The organism is Symplocastrum torsivum, from assembly GCF_059505465.1.
Genome location: NZ_JCACKQ010000038.1, coordinates 35,082 through 59,413, shown reverse-complemented (window position 1 = coordinate 59,413; position 24,332 = coordinate 35,082). Strand labels below are relative to the sequence as shown.

The window sequence follows — 24,332 nt, the reverse complement described above, 5'->3', positions numbered from 1 at the left end:
CTTAAACTATTGATGGCTAAGGGTTTCGGCTTTGTGCAGCAAGCCCTATATAGCCAAGACCAGGAATCGCTAATTTTGCTACTCAAGAGGAGGTGGGTTTTGAAGAATCTGAGCTGATGAAAGAGTAGTCATATTGAAAGCCCACCACTTAGCTGAAACGTACTTAAATTTACCAATGCCTATATCGCCGTTGGTCTTCCAATTGTCCCAGTTAGCGGTCAAGTTTAGCCAGTAATCGCCGCCCATACTCAGTACATAACGAGCCTTAGCTCTATCGTTTGCTTGCTTTGGATTGTCAATTACCAGCCTTGCTTGCACAGTGGTAAATATGCCAGCCACATCGTTGGGATCAATCGACGCTCGACCTGGAGGCCAGAAGTGGTAGTTGTATCCCTGACCTGGCTTAACCGATACGCTACCATCCGGTTCGTATCGGATATCTGCGACCTTATTAACATCACCAGCATAATCCTCTTGATATGCAGCTCCCTCAACCCTTGTCGAGCTTTGCAGAAGATACCATTGCCCATTCCGATTGCTGAGCATGTACGCCCTAATATTTTTGATTTGAACTCGGGTGTTGGTAGCAGGATTTCCGGTGGCAGCTTCATACAGTTGTCCCCATGCCGTCATGGCTTGGAACCCCTGTGGGTTATTTCCCCAACCGACACGAGGCTTGGATGCCCAGTTATAGCTTGTTGGAACACCATGTGGCATTCCCTCATGCGGAGCGGTCATATCAGAAATAATCGTTGTGATGGAATTGATTGTCCTTTGATAATAGGCATCTACTTTAGGACTGAAACAGCACAGTAGTACGACGACAATTGAGAGAAGAATAGGAAATTTTTTGATTCTCATCGCCTTTATAAAAGATTCTCCTCAGCAACTAATCTTGGCTTTTTTGATTCCACCCCAAATCTACTTTCCAGTTGCTCTGCTTATACGGGCTTCTCTCCGACAGGTTTCTAATTGCATGAATATCCACTTTTTAATCAACCACCTCATAAGACTTTGAGCATAATCTCCTAGTAAAATCGGCGGATGTAGACGAATGGCTTGCCATAATTTTTGACTAGCCTGATGAACCCCACTCATGCCGATACTGTGTTTTAAGTATTGTTGTGTACAATACTCGTAAACCCAAGCTAAGCTCTGGTTTTTCAGAAATTGATATTCTGGTGGAGCTGCTTGGTATGCCCTTTCAACCACTCTCAGTGCTTCTTTCTCCATAACCTCAACTTTGGATGTCATGGCTTTAGAAGATTGACGATAGAGAATTTGGTGCTTAGGCACGACAACAAAATGCCACTTAGCTGCTAGCCGTATATAAAAGTCCCAATCTTCGCAGGATTTCAGTGTAGGCTCAAACTCTCCTACTGACTCGATCGCTTTCCTACGAACTAGAATATTAGAGCCGTTACCAACAATATTATTGACTAGCAACTTATCGTAAACATTGCCTTCAAAAAATACGGGGTGATAAGGAGATATAGATTCTTCTTGCCCATCTATAAAATAAGAAGTCCAACTGTAAGCAACTCCTGCGTCTGGATGCTGCTGCAAAGCTGCAAGTTGCAATTCTAACTTATCCGGTGTCCACAGATCATCAGCATCAATAAAGGAAATAAACTCTCCGTTAGCATGAGATATGCCGCGATTGCGAGCTACAGGCAAACCTCCATTTTTATAATAGACAATCTTCAGTCGTTGGTCTGTGATACTTTGAAGTAGCTCTAGAGTTCGGTCTGTAGAACCATCATTAATTATAATTATTTCAATATCTGAGAAAGTTTGTTTTTGAACTGATTCAACTGTTTTTAAAACAGTACGCTCAGCGTTATAAGCAGGAATTACAACCGATATAGTTGGCATAACAGATAAACTCAATGTCCTGAAGTCATAAAACTGACTAACAGCTTGACCGAAAACGCTGGTTATTTATGTCTGGAGTACTCAAAGAACGTAGCTACCAATTTATTGGGTTTTTGATGCTTACTACCTCTCTGTTACTTAGCAATATTCTTGCTAGAATTACTCTATTGGGAGTACTTAAAACCAATATGAGCTTAGGCTCTAAAAAACTGCTTAAAAAGCAATTTTAGGTTGTCTGTTATTTGATACCGTAAAACGCTTAGTTGCTCCCATCGCTTGAACCATCTGTTAGAAAAGTAGTTATATTTATTGAGCGCTTCCTCAGACAACACTCTCGCACTTGAGGAACTAGGCAAATTCAGCGCTGAGATAAATTCATTACGTACTTGTTCGAGTTCCTTAATAGCTTGTTCGCGGCATTCTTTGGCTTTTTTTCTGGCTTCCTCTGTTAGACAGTACTCAAAGGCTTTTTCCAACATTTCGTCGGAAAGACTATCCACAGAAAACACCATAGACCAACCAATCTTTTCGGCCTGACGCACAACCTTAGCCCCTCCAGAAATTGCATCTATTGAGATGGTAGGAACGCCGTTTTTGAGGGCTAACACAGTACCGTGCAAGCGTGTAGTCACCACGAGATCCATACGGGCAATTAGCGATTCGACCTCGACTGCGGTGCGAAGATTTGTGGTGTTTGGATCTAAACCTGTATCGATGGGCACTGCTACCATTTCCCGCGAGGCAATGAGTCGGTTAACAGCATCATTTGCAACTTGATGCTTGCCTTTGTCGCCATATTCGTGTTGTGGATGAACTAGGATAATACCCACAACAGGCACCTTCGCTTGATGGCAAACAAAAGAAATATCTGGGTGTGAAGCAGCGGAACTGTCTCTTTCTATAAGTACATCGAAGGGATTCCAAACTGTAAGCGGCTCGGTCATTGATAAGTCAAGACCGATGAGACGACAATTACTAAAGCGTTGCACAAATTCAACAGAGTGTCTCTTCAGAGGAAAAGGGCCACAGACAAACACAACTTGTGAATAAGTATTGGGATCGACCGAACGCCAATCAACACCGCCAACTAACGGAGGAGCAATAGCAACATCATACGTATAACCAAAACTGTCCAGCCATTCACAGGCAACGTCTCGTGCCATTAGATCGCCAGCCGTAACATTACATCCTTCAAAACTGAACCAACCGGCCACAAGAGTTTTCATGAATCTATATGCTTTCCTTGGGAAAATAACGTTTATCGAACAAGTAAGATAGCTTTTTACAGCTAGAAAATTTGATAGCAAAGGGAGTCAATTTCCCTCAATGGTGTAATAACCGCTATGGATTTTTAAATTTTAAAATGCAAACTTTAATTGTAAATATCTAACAGTTCCTACACTGAAGAGAGGTAGAATCAATGCCTGACAGATGAATACTGTTATGGCAACTGCTAAAATTCCCGAATGCACACTTACAAGTAAGCAAGCTGCAAATATTCCAGTGTAAATTAGGTTGCAGTAAAGGGTAATATTCGTTTTACCCAAAGCATTGAGAAGCTGATACGTATTCACTATCAGAGGAAACATCAGAGCTGATAAGCAGATAATTATCAGAATTGGAATTGCTGATACCCATTGTTGACCAAAAATGATTGGAACATAAAAAGGAGCCAAGCTTGATTGTATAAGGATAATTGGAGCAACAATTGTGTAAGTTTTTTTAAGAGTACTCAGATATCTTATCTTCAATTCACCCAGATTTTCTCTTACTTCACAAAAATAAGGGAATACAGCAGAAGTAAATGCATTAATAACATTCAGACTAATTCCTAATCCAGCATTAAATGCGAAATAGTAGACTCCTAGAGCTTCAATACCAATAAATTTACCAATTAGTAGGTAATCCAGGTTAGATCTAAGTTTAGTTAATAGTTCAACGCCAAGCAGGTTACCACCAAAGCTAATAATGTCTCGCGCTCGCTCTAGATTAAAAGATTTAGGAGGTCTCCACTTAGAATTCATCCAAGAGATCACAATCCATACGGGAGTTGTCAGAACCATAGCCCAAACTATAGCCCAAATTCCCATACCTATAAGAGCTAGAATGACAATGATAGTATTGCTTAATAATGACTGTGTAGCATTGCACAATGCCGTAATTTTGAGCCGATTCTCTCGTTCAATTATGGCTGAATTAACCATGAACAAAGGAAACATCAAGTAGACTGATGCAATTGTGCAGAGGGGCAAAATGAGCTGATTATTACCATAAAATTGTGCAATGGGGAAGGCAGTAATACACAGGATAATAAAAATTGACCCGCACAGAATCCAATTCAGCCAGTAGGATGTATCACATATAGTTTTGACATCCTTTTCGTCAGCCTGAATAATCTTAGCCCCGATACCACCTTTAAGGGTGAAAACAGTAGCAAAATCATAAGTGGTATAAACCACCGCCATTAGTCCGTAATCTTGGGGGCTGAACATACGAGCCAGAACCACTGTCGTTGCCAGACGAAAGACACGATTCGTTAGCTCTGCTCCTCCCAACCAGCCAACATTGCGAATAAACTGACCAGATGATATTTGCTTGAGCTTATTGATTAGCATCAGGATACGGCTATAGTGCAATTACATCTTTGTTCTGCAAGCTATGGGTCAGCAGAACATCACGCAGTTGTTTGCCAACAGTCTTAGCCGCAAAGCAACTCTCTACTCGACATCGAGCACGCTTGCCCAACTCACGTCCCCAAGCTTCATCATCCAAAACACGACCTAGCGCTAGCGCTAGTGTTGTTGCATCTCCTCGTGGCACAACTAGTCCGCCGGAAACCTCGCCCCCTTCAAGAATGTCAGGTACACCAGGAGCATCAGCCGCTACTACAGGCAAACCACAGGACATCGCCTCAATTGGCGCTACGGGAAAGCCTTCTTGTCGGGACGGGAGAGTGTAAACATTGGCGGCTGAGAGGTATCGCTGAATTACAGTGCGATTACTTACAAATTCGTTAAGCCATAGCACGCCCTTTAGCTGCATCTCGTCAATGCTCTGGCGCAATCGCTCGGCATCGCTTCCCGTTCCCACTAGTAGTAGCCGCAGCTCTTGATCAGGACGCTCCTTGCAGATTTGCTGCCAAGCATTCAATAAAATATCTAGTCCTTTACGCTCTATCTCAACTCGTCCATGCCACGCAACCACTTTGGCATCCAGGGGAATATCTAGCGCGGCTCGTGCCTCAATGCGATCGCTTGCCTGCCAAGCTACCACATCTACTGGGTTGAAAATACGGGCTATCTTGCTAAAGGGTATCCCGTAACGAGTTTGGATTCGCTCAATCTCAGTTTGCGTAGCAACAATCGCACCCGTGCAGCTACGAAACGCTAGCTGTCGCGGAAGTGCTTCGAGCCAGCTTTGGGTGCGATCGCCTCCCTGAAACGTTGCAAACACTGGCAGACGCATTAACTTTCCCAGAAGTACACAACTATCAAAGCGGGCATACTCGTACTCCTGACACAAGATAGCCTGACAATTTTCCTGTCTGAGTTCACTGGCTAACAACCCTAGTGGCGTGGATAGATAAGTTCCGACACTCTTAGCCAAATCCTTAACGGGTGTAAGCAGAGAACGGCGGAGGGTACTGTCATCCTGGATATTCTTAAAAGATTGAGCCTCACTTGCCCCATAAGCTTTCAGTGACTTGCGCCGCACAGCGCGATAGGCATGATAAATCTTAGAAGGAGGCAGCACGCAAATCGAAGCACCAGTTGGCACATGAGTAAAACGCGATGGTCGATCGACACGAGCGGAAATACAAAACAGTACCGTCCGTACACCAACTTGTTTGAGGGCATTGATGTAGCCAAACATCCAGCTCCCGACAAACTCCTTACAGAATGTCTCGAAGGAGATATTGATGCTATCTAAAAAGTCATCAATTAAGTCGTAACAGTGTAGTAGTGCGATCGTTGGCTCTGATTGGTTACTCAAAATTAGCTACTCCTATACATCCCTATGGTTTTGTCTAAGGGCAATCGCTTTTTCAGGGTTGGAGTCTTGGAGCAGGTATACCAAGAGGCTTTCTGATCCAATGGAAGAAATAACTAACAATCTTCGGGGAAAATACTCGTTTCAGCAAAAACTTGATCACTAATTTTTGAGTTGCTTTATCGAGTAACGTTTTTGGCTGTAGGCGAATTGCTGACCATAAGTGTTCCTGAGCTTTTCTCACGTCACTCATATCAGTGCAATGTTCTAAATATTGACCTGCACAATATTTGTGAAAGCTATTCAAAGTATAGCTTTTGAGATATTGCAGCTCTGGTGGAGCTGCTTTGTAAGCCTTTTCCATCGCGATCAGGGCAGCTTCCTTCATCACCTCAACTTTCGATGACATTGCTCCTGGAGTTCGACGATAAAAGATTTGGTGCTTAGGCACGACGACGAAATGCCAACGAGTCGCTAAGCGCAGCCAATAGTCCCAGTCTTCGCAGGATTTAAGTGTAGGATCGAACTCTCCCGCAGAAGCGATCGCTTGCCTACGAATCAAAGTATTAGAGCCACTGTGAATAAAATCACTGACTAACAACTTTTCATAAACATTACCTTCAAACGAATATTGGGGAGATGGCAGAAAGGATACAGCTTCTCCTTGGTCGTTCACATCCATAAAAGAAGTCCAGCTATAGGCAACTCCTGCCTCTGGATGCTGCTCGAGTGCTGTCAGTTGTAGTTCCAGCTTATCGGGTGTCCATAAATCATCAGCATCAAGAAAAGCAATAAACTCTCCAGTTGCGTGAGAGATACCGCGATTCCGAGCTACTGGAAGTCCACCATTCTCATACGAGAAAAATTTCAAACGATCATCTTTGATACTCTGAACGAGTTCTACTGTCCTGTCTTTCGAGCCGTCATTAATGACAATTAACTCAAAATCTTGGAAAGTTTGTTGCTGAACGGATTCTATTGTTTGCTTAATGGTGCGTTCAGCATTGTAGGCTGGGATAATCACAGAAACTTGAGGCATAGTCTAACCTGTTTAGTGGTAAACTTCCGATTCGATAAAGTTTCATCGCCCAACACTTAGGGCGAAGCGACGCAAAGAGTAAGCCAGTTCCAGCAATTTGCTGTAAATATCAGGCCCAATTCCTTGAATCGCAGCGAGCGCTATACTCAAGCGGATGACATCCCACCTGAAGCGTAATTGAGGGTAGTAGGCAATGGCTTGCTGGCGAAAATAAAGTGCCTTGTTGTAGTCTCTCTGGCTACTTTGTAATGCTTTCCAAGCTAAACAGCGATTTGCTTGACCATAACTCCGGTTCTTCAAGTACTGTAGCTCTAGTGGTGCACTGGCAAAAGCTTTTTCAATAACCAACTGAAAACTTCGTGCCATCGCTTCACAATTTCTAGATTCACTAGTTGAGCGTTGGCGATAGTAAACTAAAGGTTCCTTCACCACCTTAAAGTGATACTTAGAGGCTATACGGAGCCACATATCCCAATCTTCTACAGAAGAGCCTAAATTTCGATCAAACAGTCCAACCGCCTCAAAGCAGGAGCGACGAACCATTGCTACGCTGCCACACTCGACAATGTTGTGTTCACTCAACTTTTTCCAAACATCGCCCTCTGCCTCATTCTTGAATACTCTGCCTGTATGTTTTCCTGCCTCATCAATGAAGGAAACCCAGGTGTATACCAGAGCAATTTCTGGATTTTCTTCCAGAACACACACCTGTTTCTCTAGCTTGGTTGGCTCCCAAAGGTCATCAGCATCTAGGAAGGTTATATACTCCCCTTGAGCATGAGCGATTCCTGTATTGCGTGCTCCTGCCAAACCTTGATTTGCTTGAGAAATCAGTTTAACTCGCGGGTCTTTTATCTGAGAAACCCATTGCTCCGTTTCGTCTGAACTGCCATCATTTACAACTATCACTTCAAAAGCATCATAGTTTTGGCTAAGAACACTTCCCAGGGTTTCAGGTAGATAATTCATAGCATTATAGGCTGGGACAATAACAGAGATTTTTGGCATAATAAATATTAAGTCTCTAAAACTTTAAGGGCAGAAATCTTAAGGACAATTATATATTTATTTGCCATCCATTTTTATTCTTACCGGTGTGAATGACAACAACAGCGTAAGCTGCAATGCCTCTCAATAAGTCAATGCCAATTAGTCTTGAATTTTTCCCTGGTGGTTTATTGGTTATCATCGATTCCATTTGATATATTGCTATTATTCAATTTCTTTTTAATGCTCTACACCGTTAATTAGTCGCAATAGATGGTGGTATGTTTTGCTTAAAGGAAATACCTAACACCAATAAAGCAGGCCAATAGACATAAGACCAAGTGTGTAAAGGTTCAGTGAATCCAAATATGATAAATACAAGGAGTATAGCCAAACCAACCTCAGCGATTTTAGAACTTTTAGACTTGATTAACAAATCGAAGAAGCCCCATATAAAGGCTATGGCTAAGGCTAGAAACCCAACAATTCCATGAAGATATAAAATTGCAAACCATGTACTGTGTGTTCCTAAAGGGACACCATATGTGATACGCGGACCCTGACCAAATTCTTCTATAACCCCATGCCCCCAAATGGGAGATTCGCTTTGCCAACGTGCTAGTGTCATACGATTGATATAGCCTCGTAGCTTCCCAGACTCAGCAGAGTCTTTACCACGGTAGTGATCAAGAAAATTTTTGACTGGCTGTAAAACATCAATTATTTTAGGTAAAAATATTCCTAATATAGAAGTTGCAAACCCAGCCATAAAAAGTGCTTGAGCACGAAACCAATTCTTTAAAAGCTGCAAGAATATAAAAATAAATAGTAGCGATAGTATAGCCGTTCTAGTTTGGGATGCAAAAATCAAAAAAACGTAAGTAAACATACCAATTTTTCGCCATTTTGGTTCAGTTTCTTGGCAAGCAAAATAAAAATAAATTACTGAAGTCATACCTAAGATAGTTGGCCATCCAGCAAATAGTTTGAAATCTTCCCGCTGGGTTAGGTAGTTACTAAAAAACGTTGCAGTCCATAAAGCAGAGCCTCCACCTAAAAACTTTAGCGGTGAAACGAAGGAAAGAACAGGCAGGTGAATCAAACCCGCTAAATTATCAATTACAACAACAACTAAAGATTGTGCGGCAAGAATGCAAACCGCTCGGTAAATAATTTGAGGGCGAATATTTAAATGTCCGGCTAAAGGAAAAAGTGCAATTAACGCCCATTGTCTAGACCAACCAATTGAAGTTCTGATAATCTGAGCCAACCCTAAGTCAAAATTTATATGGTTGATGATGATAGTTACTTCAATCGTGATCATCGCAATTATCCAAATCCAAGCAGATGAGGAAATTACAATTCTTTCACTTTCAGGCGTTTTATCGGTCTGATCCCACCATTTTTTAATTAAGTAAAACGAAAGGAACCAACCTAGTAAGGGTGTAATCAAGAACTGTAAGCCTAAATAGTAGGCAGCATACATCCAAATGATGTAATACCAGATTAATCTTTCGGGGAGATTTTGAGGTTTGATCAAAGCACTACCCACGGTGTGAACCTGAACTTGAATTGTTTATACGAGTATGCTGCGCTAAAGGGTTTTCTTTAAGCTTTTGCCTCTTTTGATCGCGCCAGCCTAGTGCTAGTATTCCGGCTGTCATCAACAAAGACCCAAGTGCCGAACCCAGGAAAGCAACTTTGGCTTTGGGTTCCGAAGGTTTTTTGGGCAAATCGGGCTTAGTAAGAATTGACATCGGCGGATACACGCTAGAAAGATTCGCTTTATCTAAATCTATTCGGGTCACATTAGAAGAAAAAATAGCCTCGGCAATTTTGACATCTCGTTCAAGAGGATCAAGTTTTGACTCTTCTTGAGATAGACGATAAAGCCTTGCTTCAAGTTGAGCAATCTGTTTATCTAATTCTTGAGTTTTGGATTCTATTCCTTGTTGTTCAGCTTGAAGCGAAACTAGGTTTTGAACCAAATTGGCTCGTTCCGCTGATACGTTTGATGAGCTACTTCCCGCTAAAGTTAAGTATTCCAATAGCTCCTGAGACATCGGTCGCCCCAACAGCTTCTGGCTTTGTTCCATCAATGCCGCCAACGCCATTTCTTCTTCCAGTTGTTTACTCTGTAGAGATGGATGAGATGCTGTAAACCGACTATTGGTACTGATGAGTTCTGATCTTACTTTGCTGTAGCCTGCTAGATAGTCCTGGAATAAGCGATCTGAGCGCAAAGTCAAAGCGTCTGCCGCTTGTTGAGGGGACAAACTCAAATCATCGGACAACTGTCTAGCTTTGGAACCCTCCTGTCGAAGTTGGACAACTGCTTCGGCACGCTTTTGGCGCAAATCTTCCAACTTGGAAGATAAATTCTGAAGTTGTTCAACAGAGATCAAAGGAGAACCAGCTTTGTAAGCATAGAGGCGCTTCTGAGAATCTTGCAACTTCTGCTGCATTGGGATGAGTGATGCTTCTACCTTGCGGTTTTGCTGTTCCATCTCCTCATTCTTGAGTTGCTCAATTCTTCTTTCCAAGGCAGTGTGTAGGGCAAATGCCTTTTGTTGAGCTATTTTAGCTGTGCTGCCCTTAATTTCAAACTTCATTAGCGTGGAGTTATCCAAAATCTTAGTTCGTGATTTCCCAAACTCTTGCACTGACATATTCATTTGCCGAGCTGCCTCTGCTAAAACCTCCTCTGTTTCTAGCAAGAATCTGTATGTTTCTCGTGGATCAGCAAGATGGCTACTGAACGGGGAATCACTAGAAGAAGATGCTTCTCCAATACCTGGTAAACTTACGTTTGTTGAGGATTTAGATGCATTGATAGCAATCGTCCATTTACTGGTGTAGACTGCTGGCACCATTTTTAAATAGAGCAACGCTGGTAACCAAGCAGCAGTGTTAAGAAGCAACCATAAGGGTAAATAAAATTTCCAGCCTTTTGTAGCCTTTGACTTTGGGACAAAGCTGGGAGATGAGGTAGAGCCGTTTGTAGCTGAAGCAATCGGCATAGAGCGAGACTCTGACATGATTATTCAATTCCAACAATAGAAGGTAACAATAATAATTAAAATTTTAAAATTCTTTGTCAGAAGTGCTAATCATATACGGTAAGCAAGGCAGGATGAAAAAAGTGATCACAGTAACAAATCTGTATTTTGGTCTTAACTCGCTTGTGCATATCTCTAAAGTGAAAGAGCAATTCTGAATTAAGTCATTAAGGCAGGCGGCATAGTTGTACTTTGAGTAAAACCAAGACGGTGCTGATGCCACTGCCAAGCATGAAAGAGGATATCTTCCAAGCATGAATATTGAGGATTCCAACCGAGAATTTTTGTTGCTTTTTCACCGCTACCCACTAGACACGGTGGGTCACCAGGGCGGCGATCGCGCTCAATAACTTTAATATCTTTTCCTGTAACCCTGCGAGCTGTTTCAATCACTTCTCGCACAGAAAATCCATTCCCATTACCCAAATTAAATACGTCCGAATTCCCGCCTTTGAGTAAGTATTCCAGCCCTAAAAGATGGGCTTGTGCCAAATCTGCAACGTGAATATAATCCCGAATACAACTGCCATCAGGTGTAGGATAATCAGTACCAAAAATTGAAATGGATTCTCGCTGACCTAAAGCTGCTAGTAGTACCAAAGGAATTAAGTGAGTCTCCGGTGTGTGGTCTTCGCCAAGTAACCCATTAGGGTCAGCGCCAGCGGCATTGAAATAGCGAAAACAAACAGACTTGAAGTCATAAGCCTGATCGAAATCGGATAAAATCCGTTCTACCATCAACTTACTAGCCCCATAAGGATTAATGGGGTTTTGAGGATGCTCCTCTGTCACTGGCACAGTTGTTGGTATACCGTAGGTCGCACAGGTAGAAGAGAAAACTATTTTTGTGACAGATGCGGCAAGCATTGCCTCAAAAAGTACCAAGCTACCCATGACATTATTGCTGTAATACTTTGCTGGTTGCTCGAAAGACTCACCAACATAGGCGTAAGCAGCAAAATGCATAACCGCTGCAATATCATGGGTCGCAAAAATGCGATCAAGCAGACCCCGATCTGTCATATCACCAATAACTAGTTCGATCTGTAAAACTTTTTCTACAAGGTCTTTATGCCCATAAACTAAGTTATCTAAAATAACTACATCATAACCAGCGTTTTTTAGAGTGAGTACTACATTAGAACCAATGTAGCCGGCTCCTCCAACCACTAAAATAGTTGGATTAGAATGTGACATATGTCAAACCTTGCTTTTTCTTTTTTTGGCTGTATGGCTGGAAAATTCCAAGCAGTATCACTATTTTTAGAGAGGGCAACCCTAATGGTTTAAATGATGAGATGGTAAAGACGACGGGAAGCGTTAACTCCCTTTTTGACTTTTCAAAGAACCTATAAAAGGATAAGCCATTAATAACTGATTTTATGACTAATTACTAGTAGCTGTTGCATATTTATCTGAGCGCTCTATTGTAAAAATCTTGTCTAGCTGACTCAGCTCTAATACAATCATTGCTTGTGGAGTAACATTTCTAAGTATTAAGTCAATCCCCTGGCTTCTAACGGCTTTGTATAACGTAACTAGAGTTCCAACTCCACTACCGTCAATGAAGGTATTCTGCCGAAAATCAAGAATCATGATTTTAGACAAAACATTTCTTTCTAGAAGCTGTGTACAGTTTTCTTTGAAAATAATCGATGTGACAAGAGTTAGGTGAACAGGTAACAGGACAACAGGAGTGTTGTCAACGTCAAGTCTGGAGGATCGGGAAATTAGCTGAAGCATAGAAATAGGAGAACTGGTAATAAAGTGGTCAGTAATGAAGACAGGAAGCTTTAACTTCCTTTTTGACTTTTCACGGAAAGCCTTGAAGCACAACAGTGATGCAATTTCTTATTTGAGGCAATACCCGAAGCAATCACACAAGTCAAAACGTATCGAGTTCTTTTAGATAGAGGTAGATACTTGTAACATACCTACCTTTGCTCACTGCAAGATTGTTCTACCCAGTAACCAACTCCGTTGATTTTGATGATGAGCTGGAGTGGCAAAAATAGCATTTTCAACTCTAGCAGTTGTTTTCACTGACCACTAAACCACTATCTAAGCTACCAACTGATTCATAGAGGCTCAGGGTTTCCTCGGTAATCCGAGTCCAAGAATAGTTGAGCTGCACGTACCGTTGTGCGTTCTTAGCCATTGTCGCTCGTGCCTCAGGATGACGGATTGCCCAGTCTAGGGTACGAATGCACGAGTCTAAATTTCCAGCCTCAAAGAGCATTCCCCGATCACTACCAAGCAATTGCTGATGCGGTGGAATGTTGCTCCCCACTACCGGAACACCTTCCTGCATTGCCTCCAACATCGCTAGGGGTAATCCCTCTAAATCAGACGGCAGAACAAATAACCCTGCTCCCCGCACGATCTCCGCCAAACGCGATCCCCAGAGTTCGCCTGCAAATACCACGTCTCGATTATTAGCAATCTTTTCTAATAGCTGTCCGGCAAATGACTTAGTATCACTAACACCACCAGCAAAAACGAGCTTCCATCCCTCTGGTTTAAGCTTACAGAAAGCATCGATTAGCAAGTCGGGACGCTTTTCCGGTACAAGTCTGCCCACATAAAGAATGTAACGCCCTTGCTCCAGACCTAGCTTTTTGCCATAGGAAAAATTGGGGTCTGACTCAGCAAAGCTAGCTGGAGCATTGGGAATGTAAACGCTTTTCCTGTCATAAGTTTTTGAGAAATAAGAGCGGAGTTCCTCCGACACCACGATGATTTCGTCGGCAAAGCGTACAGCAGCTTTCTCTCCTGTATGAATTAGGCGGCTGGAAAAATTGCCCCACTTGGCGCGTTGCCAGTCCAATCCTTGACAAGTGACGACCACCTTTGCAGAGGAGGCAATTTTAGAGATTGAGGTAAACAGAGATGGACCTAAAGCATGGAAATGAATGACATCGTATTGCGTTCCTATAGTAGCGATCGCTCCAAGTGCGGAGGTAATCATAGCATCTGCCCCTCGCAACTTGAAACTGGGTAAGGTGATGACTTGAACACCCTGAAAGTCCTCCTGGTGCAACCAGGAATGAGCGGTGTAAGAGGAGCGGGCAAACAGATCCACAGAGTGACCCTGTGCAACCATACGAGGATACAGTTCTGCACAGTAATGCTCGATACCACCTTGATTTGGGGGTAAGCCTTTGGAACCAATGACAGCAATCTTCATAGCAATTACTTCGCTTTTTTCAAAAGGGTAGATAGCCTATTTCATATTTAGATTTCTGGCTAGATTCAAGCCTTAACTGGAGTTCAGCGTCTAAATATGCAAGTTAAATGTGGAAAAGCTTACATTCAGGAGGGAACAACTGAAAGAGTGCGTTGCTCCCAGCGGTGCCGCATATCCTTGTAAACATCACTTACGACAGTGCAGGCGCTATAAGGCTGAGCCGTTTGTACACAAGCCTGCATGGGATAATTTTCTGGATGTAGCAACACCTTGCGTAAGGCATCTGCGATCGCAACTGGAGCACGTTCTTCACAAACCACCCCAGTGCGATCCGAAAGCAAATTTGGCGTTTCACCACATCGAGTTGTCACTACTGGAGTCCCACAAGCCAGCGCCTCAAGAGCAACTAAGGGGAGACCTTCGTAAGCACTAGTCAGGACAAAGGCACTACAAATCTGGTGCAACTCGGCAAGTTGTGCTTGGTGGACTGGTCCAAGCATTGTCACCTGTTTAGACAATCCAATCTGAGCAATCTCAGAACACACTTCACCTTCCAATTCCCCAGCGCCTGCTATAAGAAGGTGAATATTTGGCTCGTTCAAAGCAGCGATAGAACGTACTAGTAGGATAGGATCTTTTTGGGGATGCAGGCGACCGGCAAACAGGACAAAATTTGTTTCCTCTTTAAGACCCAGCCGCTTTGCAAGCTGGCATCTTCCCATAGCTCGTTCCTCTAAAGCCAAGGGATAGAAAATCTCGTTGTCAACGATGTTTCTAATGTAGGAAACACGATCTGCGAGCGCAGGATAACGCTGCTGATAGAGCTTCACTGACTCGGTATTGCAGGAAAGAATTTGGCTAAATTGCTTGGCTAGCAGGCGTTCCATGGCAAAATACACGGCTGGAAACCGTCGCCAGAGAATCGCATTTTGATTCCCTTCCGATTTCATCTGCTTGTATATATCGTTGTGAATAAACAACGTTTTATCTCCAGACCAAGGAAGCGCAGCTAGGGTTGGCTCTAGTCTATGAAAGTGCATGAAGTCGGAGGCAAAGCAACGCCCTAAAAGAGCTGCTGTATACTTAAGCGTCGTAGGAATCCGGCTTCTAACGTTATCGTTTTGCAGTGTCAATAGCGGTAAGAAACGAATTTCCCTCCCGGCAAATTCAGCCTCTTGCCACGTACCTCTAGGTTGAGTACAGCCATTTCCTGTCCCAACAAGCCTTACCTCAAAATCATTGGGGGCATACTTGATAAAAAGGCTGATGACAGTTTGAATGCCGCCGATTGTAGTGTCCCAAGGATTGAATTGGTAAAAAATTGTCAAAATAGGTTTTTGCATAAGACTGGACAACATAGATGCACGCAGAAGATCGATTTTGCATAATAATTAAGTAAAATTTGCTTTCACTCCTTCAGAGAAGAGTAGAGACAGCCAACTTATCTTTTGGTTTCATTAAAATACTAATTAATCTATAAGTCTACTATATAGTATTCTGGCTGAATCAACCTCCGCATAATAGCTGAATAAAGAGACATTCTTTTATATCAGCACGCCAGTTCTTTGCCAGAAGGGAAAAAAGATTTGAATTTAAGAAGAAGCCAGAGTTAGGATTAGCTTTAATTGACCGAAGTAAGAAGAGAGGATACCGACCTGGCATCGTACTGATTGATGCGGGTTATAGAAATAACACGACCTTTCTTCTTGAACTGGAAAAAAGGAAACTCAAGTATATAGGAGGAATTGCTAAAAATCGTAAGGTAATTATTGCTGCTGAAGGGGGATATTTTGAAGAAATACGTTTAGATAATTTAGCCAAATCACTGCCTAGTGAAGCTTTCACTCCTACCCAACTCAATTTAGAGAAACCAAAAACTGTGTGGGTGGCATCTATTGAAGTTAAACTATCACGCCTCGAAGGGAAGAGAACAATACCTTTAAACACCTTTCCTGAAGCAATGGATGCATTTCGTACAGCGATGTCTTTCCGTTTTATTGAGTGGTTGAATCATAATCGTGACGTATTCTTAGCTTATAAAGCTAGTTTGGGCTTTATTTGGGCTTGATATTTGTTTAAGTCCTGGTAGACGAAAGAACGCACTGCGGTGGCTCTTGTAGAATCGTCAGAGTAAAGGCAGGTAATTATTACCGGTGTATCTCTCTGAAATATCTTGACAAAATCAAGAAAAATAGTAGGACTTACGCATTGACAAGGTGAATATGATATGCAATAGAGACTAACTTGTGACTCAGGATGCGATCTCTCTTCGTCACAGGGACGATTGAGATCGATAATGCTGCTGTTGTCTCCCACAGATTAAAGACCATCAGAACGCGAAGCAAGCCATCAACGGCTAAGTGCAATCTCGACACCTACACTTTATTCCTGCTGGCTGAACCCAAGTATGCTGGCTGTAATCGCTTATCAGAAATTCTTGGGGATGTTTCCCATGACAGCATCAACCGCTTTCTGTTGCGAGAAAGGTATGAACCCAAAGACTTGTTCGACGAAATCAAACAACATATTGATTTAATAGACGGCACATTAAGCGGAGACGATACAGTCATTGATAAGCCTTATAGCGACCCAGCTCTAACAGAATTAATCGGGTACTTCTGGTCAGGAAAACATCATAGAGTCGTCAAAGGAATTCAGCTAATAACCTTGTATTACACCGACCCATCAGGTCAATCAGTCAATGCGTAAGTCCTACATACATCTTGGTTGGTTGAGAAGATATGAAAAAAGCCCACACTTGCGGGCTTTTTCAAGTACAACTTGCTTTGACAGAATTACTGACACAAGCTTTATTGGTTGGGTCGTGGACTGCGCTCAGCCGTTGTTTTTTAGGAAGCCAGGGCTACTTCAACTAGTTGCTGTAATTCACCGTTTTGATACAGCTCAATCATCACATCTGAGCCACCGACAAACTCCCCGTTAATGTACACCTGAGGAATGGTCGGCCAATTGGAGTATTCTTTGATTCCCTGACGCAGTTCCTGATCCGCCAGGATATCCACTGTTTCAAAAGGAATACCTAGAGTATTCAGAATCTGGACGACATTATTAGAAAAACCACATTGGGGCATCAGCTTTGTGCCCTTCATGAAAACCATAATTTTGTTCTGGTTTACTAAGCTGTCAATTCGCTCTTTCAGTTCTGGTGTCATCGTTTTAGTTAAATCCCTTTGTGTATCTTCCCATAGCTCTAGTTTAGCGATGGTTGAGAACGTACTTTTGAAGGTTGCGGCTTAAACAACCTGACTCGCCGCATTCCACGCAGCAGGTGTATAGGTTTTAAGAGCTAGGGCATGAATGGCTTCTGTTGCCATCGCTTGTTGCAGCGCCCCGTAAACAAGCTGGTGCTGTTTCACCAGGGACTTACCTTCAAAGGCTGAAGAAACAACGATTGCTTGCAGATGGTCACCACCACCCGTTAGGTCTTGAACCTGCACCTGAGCATCTGGTAGCTCTGCCTTGATCATTGCCTCAACTTGTTCTAGGTTAATCATTCGATACTCCCGTTTCTCCTAAACCTTCTACGTCTAATTTAACTTCCAGGAGTTGCAGGCGAGGAAGAAGTAGGCTGGCTATTGCGTGGTCTAGGATAGGGAGAATCCACAAACCCTAACTCAAATAGCTGCTGGTAGGCTCGTTTACCTAGGTCGCGTGTTGGGTTCTGAGAACGAATAATCTGAATTAACAACGGTACAGCTAACTCAGGCTGGTTTTGCGCCCGATGCACCAGTGCTAGCTGATAAGTTGCTTCATCTCGCATTTCTGCTGTTTCCAGGGCTTTTTGACGTTGGGCATCAAAAATCCGGTTGTCGATTCCCGAAAAACTGGTCGATAGCTGTTGGTAGAAGTTAGACAACTGGTTGAAGACTTGACGTGCTTCCTGAAGCTTTGTTGCAGCTAAGGTATAGTTTTGTGAATCAACCGCACCACTTGCCTCTGCCATCAACCGCTGCCCTCCTTGTAAACTTAGAAGGCTGCTATCTTGGGTCAAAGGTCGTAGGTCATTGGGATCGGTCAAGTCTTGCTGCATTTCATCGGCACCTTCTGGAAGCACAGGGTCAGCATTTTGAGCCTGTGCCGGAGGCAGGAGCGCCAAAGCAGCCGTGAATGGTAAGGAGACAAGGCAGGTAAAGCCTAGGCGACGGACAGTTCCAGAGGAGACCATGAAATAATTTTGGGGTTATCGATAAAGAAACAGCGTATCAAACTTCGGTATCTTACCATTGCCAGAAGACTATCGGTTGCAGTAGTGGCAGTAGATAAAGTGCCAAAGTCTCGCGAGGTTAGACTGAAACCCAAACTAAAAAGTTTCCTGACCAACATTGAAGAGATCGCTTTTCCCCTAAAACCTAACACCTACGACCTAACACCTTGACAGGGCTACTAGCCTAGACACCCTTTGAGAATGGAAAATAGTGTTTGTTTGGAGCCGTATAACCTATGACTAGCCTCCCAGAGTCTGCACCAGAAGATTCCCCCTCCACAACGGGTGTCCCGGAAAAAAATGTGGGCGTACTGTTACAAAGAGGAGGCGAGGAACTAGCACTTTTGAAGGTAAGCGATCGCTTTACAGTTAGCACAACTTCTGACGCTGCTGAACAATTGTCACAAGCCTTACCCATCAAAGAACAACGAGAAATCCCCCGCACTCTACTCAAAGAATTTCGAGTTGACCCCCGGCAACGGGACAGGGCAATGCAGGCAGCACGCAATAGTGATGCTGTCGCCTATGCCAGTCATGTTTACCAACTCAAGAATAATCCTGAGACACTGGTTTACCTAACTGACCAGTTGACAATTCAATTTACTCCAGAAACGGATGAAGGAGTCATTAATGCGATCGCCTCCGAATTCGGCTTACAATCCGTGAAATTTGTAGAGGGCATCCCCAACACCTTTGTCTTCCAAGTCACCAGTAACGCCACAGAAAATCCCGTTAAAATCGCTAACCGATTAATGGGGCGTCCCGAAGTCTTAACCGCTGAACCCAACATCGTTGTTCCCCAAGACTCCCACTACCGCCCCCGTGACTCCCAGTATCCTCAACAGTGGTATCTCTACCACAACGGTGGTTCAGCACTAGCCACTAATTCTCACATTGATATTGAAAAAGCCTGGGACATCACTCGCGGCACTCGTTCTATTGTTGTCGCCGTTGCTGATGATGCCGTTGACTTGAACCATCCAGATTTTCAAGGAACTGGCAAAATTGTTGCGCCCAAAGACTTCAAAGACCAAGACTTTTTGCCCCTGCCAGATATTTCGGATGAGAGTCATGGAACTGCTTGCGCGGGAATCGCGGTTGCTGAAGAGAATGGCAATGGGATTGTTGGCGTTGCCCCTGGCTGTGCATTGATGCCTCTCCGCACAACTGGTTACTTAGATGATGACACCATAGAACAGTTGTTTGACTATTGTATTGCCAATGGTGCAAGTGTTGTCTCGTGCAGTTGGGGACCTGCCGCCGTTTACTTCCCCCTCTCCTTACGCCAACGGGCAGCCCTTACCCGTGCTGCAACCCAAGGTCGTCGGGGGAAAGGCTGTGTCGTTGTCTTCGCAGCCGGTAATGCCAATCGTCCCGTCAGTGGCACCATCTTTGAGCGAGGTTGGCCGAGTGGCTTACTTAATGGTCCGACAAACTGGCTAGGTGGCTTCACGATTCACCCAGATGTCATCACTGTTTCTGCTTGTACCAGCCTCAGCAAAAAATCTGCCTATAGCAACTGGGGTACAAATGTCTCGGTATGTGCGCCCAGCAACAATGCACCACCCGGAATGTGGTTTGAAAAAACTGGCTTTATTAGTACGGCACCGGAAGTAACTGCACAACTTCCTGGATTGGGTGTTTTTACTGCGGATCTGGTAGGAGTGCTAGGGTACGAATCCGGAAATTTTGTCAGTTCATTTGGCGGCACCTCCAGTGCTTGTCCCGTCGTTGCAGGTGTAGCAGCATTGGTACTCTCCGCTAACCCTGACCTCACGGCGCAGGATGTGAAGCGTCTTCTCCAAGAAACGGCAGACAAAATTGTTGACCAGGATGCTGACCCTCAATTAGGAATGCGATTGGGTACTTACGATACAAATGGTTTTTCGCAGTGGTTCGGTTATGGCAAGGTAAATGCCTTTAAAGCGGTACAAGCGGCTAAGCAGAAAATCGCCCAAAGTTCCCAAGCTAGTGTTCGCCGCATCACAGGACGTAACGATAGCGCGGTTGGGATTCCTGACAACAACCCCCAAGGGATTATGAGTACGATTCGGGTGAATGACTCAGCAACTGTACGAGAGATTAAGGTCACAGTCAGTGTTGAACACACTTTCTTAGGAGATATTGAGGTGAGCTTGAAAGCACCCACAGGTCAGACTGTGCTGATACAAAATCGCACTCTTGGTTCTAGAACTCAAATCCAAGAAACCTATTCTGTAGATACCACACCTGCACTTAAGCAACTCCTCAATCTACCAACGGCGGGTGTCTGGCAGTTGCAGGTCATAGATTATGCTCCTATGGATATAGGAACTCTTAAAAGTTGGGAATTAAGCTTAGGAGTATAGTGCCGTTTGTAATTCAAGTTCGGTTAATTACTTCGGTTTATAGCCTGAGTTTTTGTCACGGTAGCAATTGATTGTTTCTGTAGTGTGTTGCTTCCATTGAACAACGGACAAAAAGCGACGACTTACAAATTGCTAAGTGATTAAAGGACTGAAATGTACATTACATCTGGCTCAGTACTACCAACCTAGAATCCCAAATTGCTATGGCCTATCCATCGGCACCCTGGACACTCCGAGGCTACGCTCTTCAGACTGTTCAACTTATTGATATTGAGCGAGTACGTCCACTTATCCCTAAAGAATTTGAGATTGTCTCTGTCTTTCCTGGCAAGACTATAGGCGGGGTTTATCTATCCAATTACGGTCCCGGTTCCGTGTTGGAGTACAGTGAGTTGATTGTGGTGGCTGGTCTTATACGGTATACCAGCAGAGTTGGGGGTTGGATTTCTCACATCTATGTAGACAACGCTGATTCAGTTGAGGGGGGACGAGAAATTTGGGGACTCCCGAAACAAATGGCTGACTTTACTTGGAAAGATAGCGATCGCACAACCTCCGGTTATAACAAGCGCGTTATTGTTCGTCAGGGAGAACAGACGCTATGCCGCCTCAGCTACCACCCCCAAAACTTTGGGTTACCCTTGCCGTTCAGCGGCGATGTTTTCAGCACAGAATTAGCTTCTATTCTCTTATTCAAGGGTGAGTTGCAAGCTCAAGTCGGTCTTGTAAGCAGCGAGGTACAAGTTCCCGTCGGCAGCCCCTTTGCTGGCTTAGGCTTAGAGCAACCTTGGTTAACATTCCATTGTGATCAGTTGCGTTTAGTTGCGGGTACACCAGAAGTAGTAGGACGCCAAGAAGCAGCGTTTAGCTATTAGTGAGTCGAGACTTTCAATTTCATCTTGATATTGCATCACCTTTTAGTAAGGGGTACACAACAGCGTACCCCTTTAAACCTTTTGTTTAGGGCACTTCTACAAAGAATTTAGTATCAATTGTTCTCATATCAGGTTAGGGAATAAGTTGGGTTATTACCTTATTAATTTCCCAAGAGTACATTGAATTTTACTATTATAAATCCAAGATTAAGTTACTAATAAAAAGATTTTATGAAATACTCTCTTGATACAGGAAATTATCTTAAAGAAGATTGTTGCATCGACAGAGAACACCTTACAAGATAAGCTTTGCGATATACTATTTAATACAAAGCAAACAATTCACCTTCAAAGCATTGCCAGAAGACAGTAAGCAGCACTCTTAGGTAAGGCAGCGCGTGTAACTTTCCCGAAATCTCTAAGTTTCAGCGTAATACTATAAAAGGGCAAGGCTGCCTTGATAGTGCCAGGGAAGAACACAAGAGTACAGATACTTGTTTCAGCACTACCTTAAACAGAAGTTAGATTGGCATTCGTAGGAAAACAGTAAGGTGAACAGTTTTAATCAGCTTCCATTCTCAGGGCACTTAATTTGTCTGACAAACGTCAAGACTAAATGACATCGAGTGTGATTACCTAATCCGTTGATAGATCTAGCAGTTTCGTCTGTTGTTAGTAGCCTCTGACCTCTAGAGAAAACGCAGAGATCTATTAATAAAGTAATCAAACAGATTTAAATTGAGTTTGAGGCTCATCGGGGTTCTAGATTTCCTACACTCGATGGCTGGAGTTAAGTTGGCAGTGCAATCCGTTGAAATGAACAGTGTCTTTATTTTCATTAGAAAATTCAAGGAAAGTGGCTGTAGGCAGAAGCCGCTAACCGCAGGTGACAAAATGCTTGGGAACGATAGTTCGCTTCCCTGTGGGGAAAAGGAAAATGAGGTCAGAAAAGTGAAACGAAAATATAATTATTTCCTAGTTTCTTTTTTGTGCCTGTTTCCATCTGTCGCACAAGCACAACCAATTGTCCCTGCGGCTGATGGCACGGGCACTGTTGTATCACCTGATAACACACGCTATGACATTACTGGCGGTCAGACCTCGGCGGATGGGGCAAATCTCTTCCATAGTTTTACGCAGTTTGGTCTAGATTCAAACCAGACGGCAAACTTCCTCTCCAACCCAACGATTCAGAATATCCTCACTCGTATTAATAGTGGTAATCCCTCAGTCATTGACGGATTGATTCAAGTCACTGGGGGTAATTCCAATCTTTTCTTGATGAATCCGGCTGGCATTGTCTTTGGTCAGAATGCGCGTCTGGATGTGCCAGCGGCTTTCACCGCAACTACAGCAACTGGTATTGGCTTGAGTAATCAGTGGTTTAGTGCTACTGAACCGAATAATTACGCCACATTGGTTGGGACACCTAGCGCCTTCGACTTCTCTACCACTGGGACACCTGGGGCAATTGTTAATGCGGGTCAACTGAGTGTAGCAAATGGTCAGAACTTAAGCCTATTGGGTGGTACTGTCGTCAGCACTGGTGGTTTAAATGCACCAGGCGGACAGATTAACGTAGCGACAGTTCCCGGTCAAAGTCTCTTACGCATTACCCAACCCGGACACCTGCTGAGTTTAGAGATTTTGCCATCAGATGCACCCTTAACGCCTCTGTCGTTACCTCAACTGCTTACTGGGAGTGGAGACACAGGTATTGTGGTCAATGGTACCGGACAGGCAGAACTCGCTGGATCGGGTTTGCCAATTGAGGACGGAGATATCGTCGCCAATCAGGTAACATCTCAGACAGCGACACTATCTGCTCAGAATAATCTCTCCTTAGTAGAAAGCACGCTACAGACCACAGGTGATTTGAATCTGCTGGCGCAGGATACAGTGCGTGTGCGGGACAGTGTGGCAAATCCCTTTATCGCCAAGACAGGGGGAAATCTATACGTTGAAGGCATTCAAGGTGTTGATATCCTTGCCCTCAATCATTTACAGACACCCTTCCAAAGCGGTGGGAACCTAAGCCTTGTCAGTGATGGAATTATCTCTGGGGATGCTCACTTTAAGAGTGGCGGTAGCTTCTCGGTTCTCAACCGTTCAGGTGGCTTTGGCAACTTTTACAGCCTTTATGACCCAATTATTGACTCAGCTACTGATGTGAATTTGGGTGACTACACAGGAGTTGCTCTGAAAGTCACTTCAGGAGGCAATATTACAGGAGGAAATATTAGAATTACTGGGCCAGACGAAGATCCCAATAACTTGATTCCAACTACTGACCCAGATTATCTGACATTGACCACTACTCCGTCGCTAATTATGAATGCGACAGGCAGTATTGATGTGGGAAATATCAACACGTCTAACCAAGGTCAAGGTGATGCGGGTTTAGTGAGATTGACTGCCGTAAATGACATTACTACTGGCAATATCACTACAAGCGATCGAGGTCCAGGTAATGCTGGTTCTGTAACGATAACTTCCACTCAAGGCAACATTGTTAGGGGAGCGATTGATACAAGTGAGCAGGGACCTGGTGATTCGGGTGCTGTAACGTTGACCGCAGGGGGTACTATTACCCCTGGTGATGATAGCGGTATCAATCAGGGTGAGCAAGGTCCAGGAAATCAGGCAGGTGCTCCCACTATTACACAGAATACAAACCCAGACCCAGACCCAGACCCAGACCCAGATACTAACCCAGACCCAGACCCAGATACTAACCCAGACCCAGA

General features: G+C 43.7%; 19 protein-coding genes and 2 pseudogenes. 5 read left to right on the top strand and 16 right to left on the bottom strand.

The genetic code is table 11. The features are described 5' to 3' along the window. Positions 1 to 78 precede the first annotated feature (78 nt). The 13 genes from AC5JL3_RS12345 to AC5JL3_RS12285 form a co-directional block, all read right to left on the bottom strand. Positions 79 to 861, bottom strand: a complete 783-nt coding sequence (locus tag AC5JL3_RS12345; RefSeq protein WP_496074769.1) for a hypothetical protein — start codon at positions 859 to 861, stop codon at positions 79 to 81. Between the two features lie 60 nt (positions 862 to 921). After that, positions 922 to 1,875: a glycosyltransferase family 2 protein gene (locus tag AC5JL3_RS12340; RefSeq protein ID WP_496074768.1), complete on the bottom strand. Its 954-nt coding sequence runs from the start codon at positions 1,873 to 1,875 to the stop codon at positions 922 to 924. 194 nt (positions 1,876 to 2,069) lie between these two features. Further along, entirely contained in the window at positions 2,070 to 3,101 is a 1,032-nt protein-coding gene (locus AC5JL3_RS12335) for a polysaccharide pyruvyl transferase family protein (RefSeq protein WP_496074767.1), read from the bottom strand. Between the two features lie 132 nt (positions 3,102 to 3,233). Continuing rightward, positions 3,234 to 4,490: a lipopolysaccharide biosynthesis protein gene (locus AC5JL3_RS12330; protein WP_496074766.1), complete on the bottom strand. Its 1,257-nt coding sequence runs from the start codon at positions 4,488 to 4,490 to the stop codon at positions 3,234 to 3,236. Positions 4,491 to 4,500: 10 nt separating this feature from the next. Beyond that, a complete protein-coding gene (locus tag AC5JL3_RS12325; RefSeq protein ID WP_496074765.1) occupies positions 4,501 to 5,868 on the bottom strand; it encodes a glycosyltransferase family 4 protein in 1,368 nt (455 codons plus the stop codon). Positions 5,869 to 5,920: 52 nt separating this feature from the next. Further along, entirely contained in the window at positions 5,921 to 6,904 is a 984-nt protein-coding gene (locus AC5JL3_RS12320) for a glycosyltransferase family 2 protein (RefSeq protein WP_496074764.1), read from the bottom strand. Between the two features lie 42 nt (positions 6,905 to 6,946). Continuing rightward, the gene (locus AC5JL3_RS12315; RefSeq protein WP_496074763.1) at positions 6,947 to 7,912 is read right to left on the bottom strand and encodes a glycosyltransferase family 2 protein; all 966 of its coding nucleotides are present in this window, start codon (positions 7,910 to 7,912) and stop codon (positions 6,947 to 6,949) included. A 235-nt stretch (positions 7,913 to 8,147) separates the two neighbouring features. Continuing rightward, positions 8,148 to 9,431, bottom strand: coding sequence for an O-antigen ligase family protein (locus AC5JL3_RS12310; protein ID WP_496074762.1), 1,284 nt, complete (start codon positions 9,429 to 9,431; stop codon positions 8,148 to 8,150). 4 nt (positions 9,432 to 9,435) lie between these two features. Then, positions 9,436 to 10,929, bottom strand: coding sequence for a GumC family protein (locus AC5JL3_RS12305; protein WP_496074761.1), 1,494 nt, complete (start codon positions 10,927 to 10,929; stop codon positions 9,436 to 9,438). Positions 10,930 to 11,109: 180 nt separating this feature from the next. Next, entirely contained in the window at positions 11,110 to 12,147 is a 1,038-nt protein-coding gene (gene galE / locus AC5JL3_RS12300; RefSeq protein WP_496074760.1) for a UDP-glucose 4-epimerase GalE, read from the bottom strand. A gap of 189 nt (positions 12,148 to 12,336) precedes the next feature. Then, entirely contained in the window at positions 12,337 to 12,693 is a 357-nt protein-coding gene (locus AC5JL3_RS12295; RefSeq protein WP_496074759.1) for an STAS domain-containing protein, read from the bottom strand. 283 nt (positions 12,694 to 12,976) lie between these two features. Next, positions 12,977 to 14,137 (bottom strand): glycosyltransferase family 4 protein, encoded by a 1,161-nt coding sequence (locus AC5JL3_RS12290; RefSeq protein ID WP_496074758.1) that lies wholly within the window; start codon positions 14,135 to 14,137, stop codon positions 12,977 to 12,979. A gap of 125 nt (positions 14,138 to 14,262) precedes the next feature. After that, entirely contained in the window at positions 14,263 to 15,480 is a 1,218-nt protein-coding gene (locus AC5JL3_RS12285; RefSeq protein ID WP_496074757.1) for a glycosyltransferase family 4 protein, read from the bottom strand. Positions 15,481 to 15,672: 192 nt separating this feature from the next. Here AC5JL3_RS12285 and AC5JL3_RS12280 point away from each other — a divergent pair. Both AC5JL3_RS12280 and AC5JL3_RS12275 read left to right on the top strand, forming a co-directional pair. Next, a pseudogene (locus AC5JL3_RS12280) lies at positions 15,673 to 16,205 on the top strand (transposase); the annotation flags it as partial. Positions 16,206 to 16,465: 260 nt separating this feature from the next. Continuing rightward, positions 16,466 to 16,834: pseudogene (locus AC5JL3_RS12275) on the top strand (IS701 family transposase); the annotation flags it as partial. Between the two features lie 152 nt (positions 16,835 to 16,986). On the opposite strand, the gene grxD reads toward AC5JL3_RS12275, so the two are convergent. The 3 genes from grxD to AC5JL3_RS12260 form a co-directional block, all read right to left on the bottom strand. Further along, positions 16,987 to 17,310 (bottom strand): Grx4 family monothiol glutaredoxin, encoded by a 324-nt coding sequence (gene grxD, locus AC5JL3_RS12270; protein ID WP_192218010.1) that lies wholly within the window; start codon positions 17,308 to 17,310, stop codon positions 16,987 to 16,989. 81 nt (positions 17,311 to 17,391) lie between these two features. Continuing rightward, positions 17,392 to 17,652, bottom strand: a complete 261-nt coding sequence (locus tag AC5JL3_RS12265) for a BolA family protein (RefSeq protein ID WP_192218009.1) — start codon at positions 17,650 to 17,652, stop codon at positions 17,392 to 17,394. Between the two features lie 38 nt (positions 17,653 to 17,690). Then, positions 17,691 to 18,323 carry a hypothetical protein gene (locus AC5JL3_RS12260; protein ID WP_496074756.1) on the bottom strand — a complete coding sequence of 211 codons (633 nt, stop codon included), beginning with the start codon at positions 18,321 to 18,323 and terminating at the stop codon, positions 17,691 to 17,693. A gap of 275 nt (positions 18,324 to 18,598) precedes the next feature. On the opposite strand from AC5JL3_RS12260, the gene AC5JL3_RS12255 reads away from it, so the two are divergent. The 3 genes from AC5JL3_RS12255 to AC5JL3_RS12245 all read left to right on the top strand — a co-directional run. Then, entirely contained in the window at positions 18,599 to 20,710 is a 2,112-nt protein-coding gene (locus AC5JL3_RS12255; RefSeq protein WP_496074755.1) for a S8 family serine peptidase, read from the top strand. Between the two features lie 203 nt (positions 20,711 to 20,913). Further along, positions 20,914 to 21,585, top strand: a complete 672-nt coding sequence (locus AC5JL3_RS12250) for an acetoacetate decarboxylase family protein (RefSeq protein WP_496074754.1) — start codon at positions 20,914 to 20,916, stop codon at positions 21,583 to 21,585. A 951-nt stretch (positions 21,586 to 22,536) separates the two neighbouring features. Further along, the coding region (locus AC5JL3_RS12245) for a two-partner secretion domain-containing protein (RefSeq protein ID WP_496074753.1) at positions 22,537 to 24,332 on the top strand (1,796 nt) is incomplete at its 3' end.

Bases quoted from the DNA above. Each gene is read 5' to 3' on its own strand.
- AC5JL3_RS12255 (WP_496074755.1), top strand. From the start codon at position 18,599: ATGACTAGCCTCCCAGAGTCTGCACCAGAAGATTCCCCCTCCACAACG.
- AC5JL3_RS12295 (WP_496074759.1), bottom strand. From the start codon at position 12,693: ATGCTTCAGCTAATTTCCCGATCCTCCAGACTTGACGTTGACAACACT.
- AC5JL3_RS12285 (WP_496074757.1), bottom strand. From the start codon at position 15,480: ATGCAAAAACCTATTTTGACAATTTTTTACCAATTCAATCCTTGGGAC.
- AC5JL3_RS12250 (WP_496074754.1), top strand. From the start codon at position 20,914: ATGGCCTATCCATCGGCACCCTGGACACTCCGAGGCTACGCTCTTCAG.
- AC5JL3_RS12330 (WP_496074766.1), bottom strand. From the start codon at position 4,490: ATGCTAATCAATAAGCTCAAGCAAATATCATCTGGTCAGTTTATTCGC.
- galE (WP_496074760.1), bottom strand. From the start codon at position 12,147: ATGTCACATTCTAATCCAACTATTTTAGTGGTTGGAGGAGCCGGCTAC.
- AC5JL3_RS12315 (WP_496074763.1), bottom strand. From the start codon at position 7,912: ATGCCAAAAATCTCTGTTATTGTCCCAGCCTATAATGCTATGAATTAT.
- AC5JL3_RS12320 (WP_496074764.1), bottom strand. From the start codon at position 6,904: ATGCCTCAAGTTTCTGTGATTATCCCAGCCTACAATGCTGAACGCACC.
- AC5JL3_RS12345 (WP_496074769.1), bottom strand. From the start codon at position 861: ATGAGAATCAAAAAATTTCCTATTCTTCTCTCAATTGTCGTCGTACTA.
- AC5JL3_RS12335 (WP_496074767.1), bottom strand. From the start codon at position 3,101: ATGAAAACTCTTGTGGCCGGTTGGTTCAGTTTTGAAGGATGTAATGTT.
- AC5JL3_RS12340 (WP_496074768.1), bottom strand. From the start codon at position 1,875: ATGCCAACTATATCGGTTGTAATTCCTGCTTATAACGCTGAGCGTACT.
- AC5JL3_RS12305 (WP_496074761.1), bottom strand. From the start codon at position 10,929: ATGTCAGAGTCTCGCTCTATGCCGATTGCTTCAGCTACAAACGGCTCT.
- AC5JL3_RS12265 (WP_192218009.1), bottom strand. From the start codon at position 17,652: ATGATTAACCTAGAACAAGTTGAGGCAATGATCAAGGCAGAGCTACCA.
- grxD (WP_192218010.1), bottom strand. From the start codon at position 17,310: ATGACACCAGAACTGAAAGAGCGAATTGACAGCTTAGTAAACCAGAAC.
- AC5JL3_RS12290 (WP_496074758.1), bottom strand. From the start codon at position 14,137: ATGAAGATTGCTGTCATTGGTTCCAAAGGCTTACCCCCAAATCAAGGT.
- AC5JL3_RS12260 (WP_496074756.1), bottom strand. From the start codon at position 18,323: ATGGTCTCCTCTGGAACTGTCCGTCGCCTAGGCTTTACCTGCCTTGTC.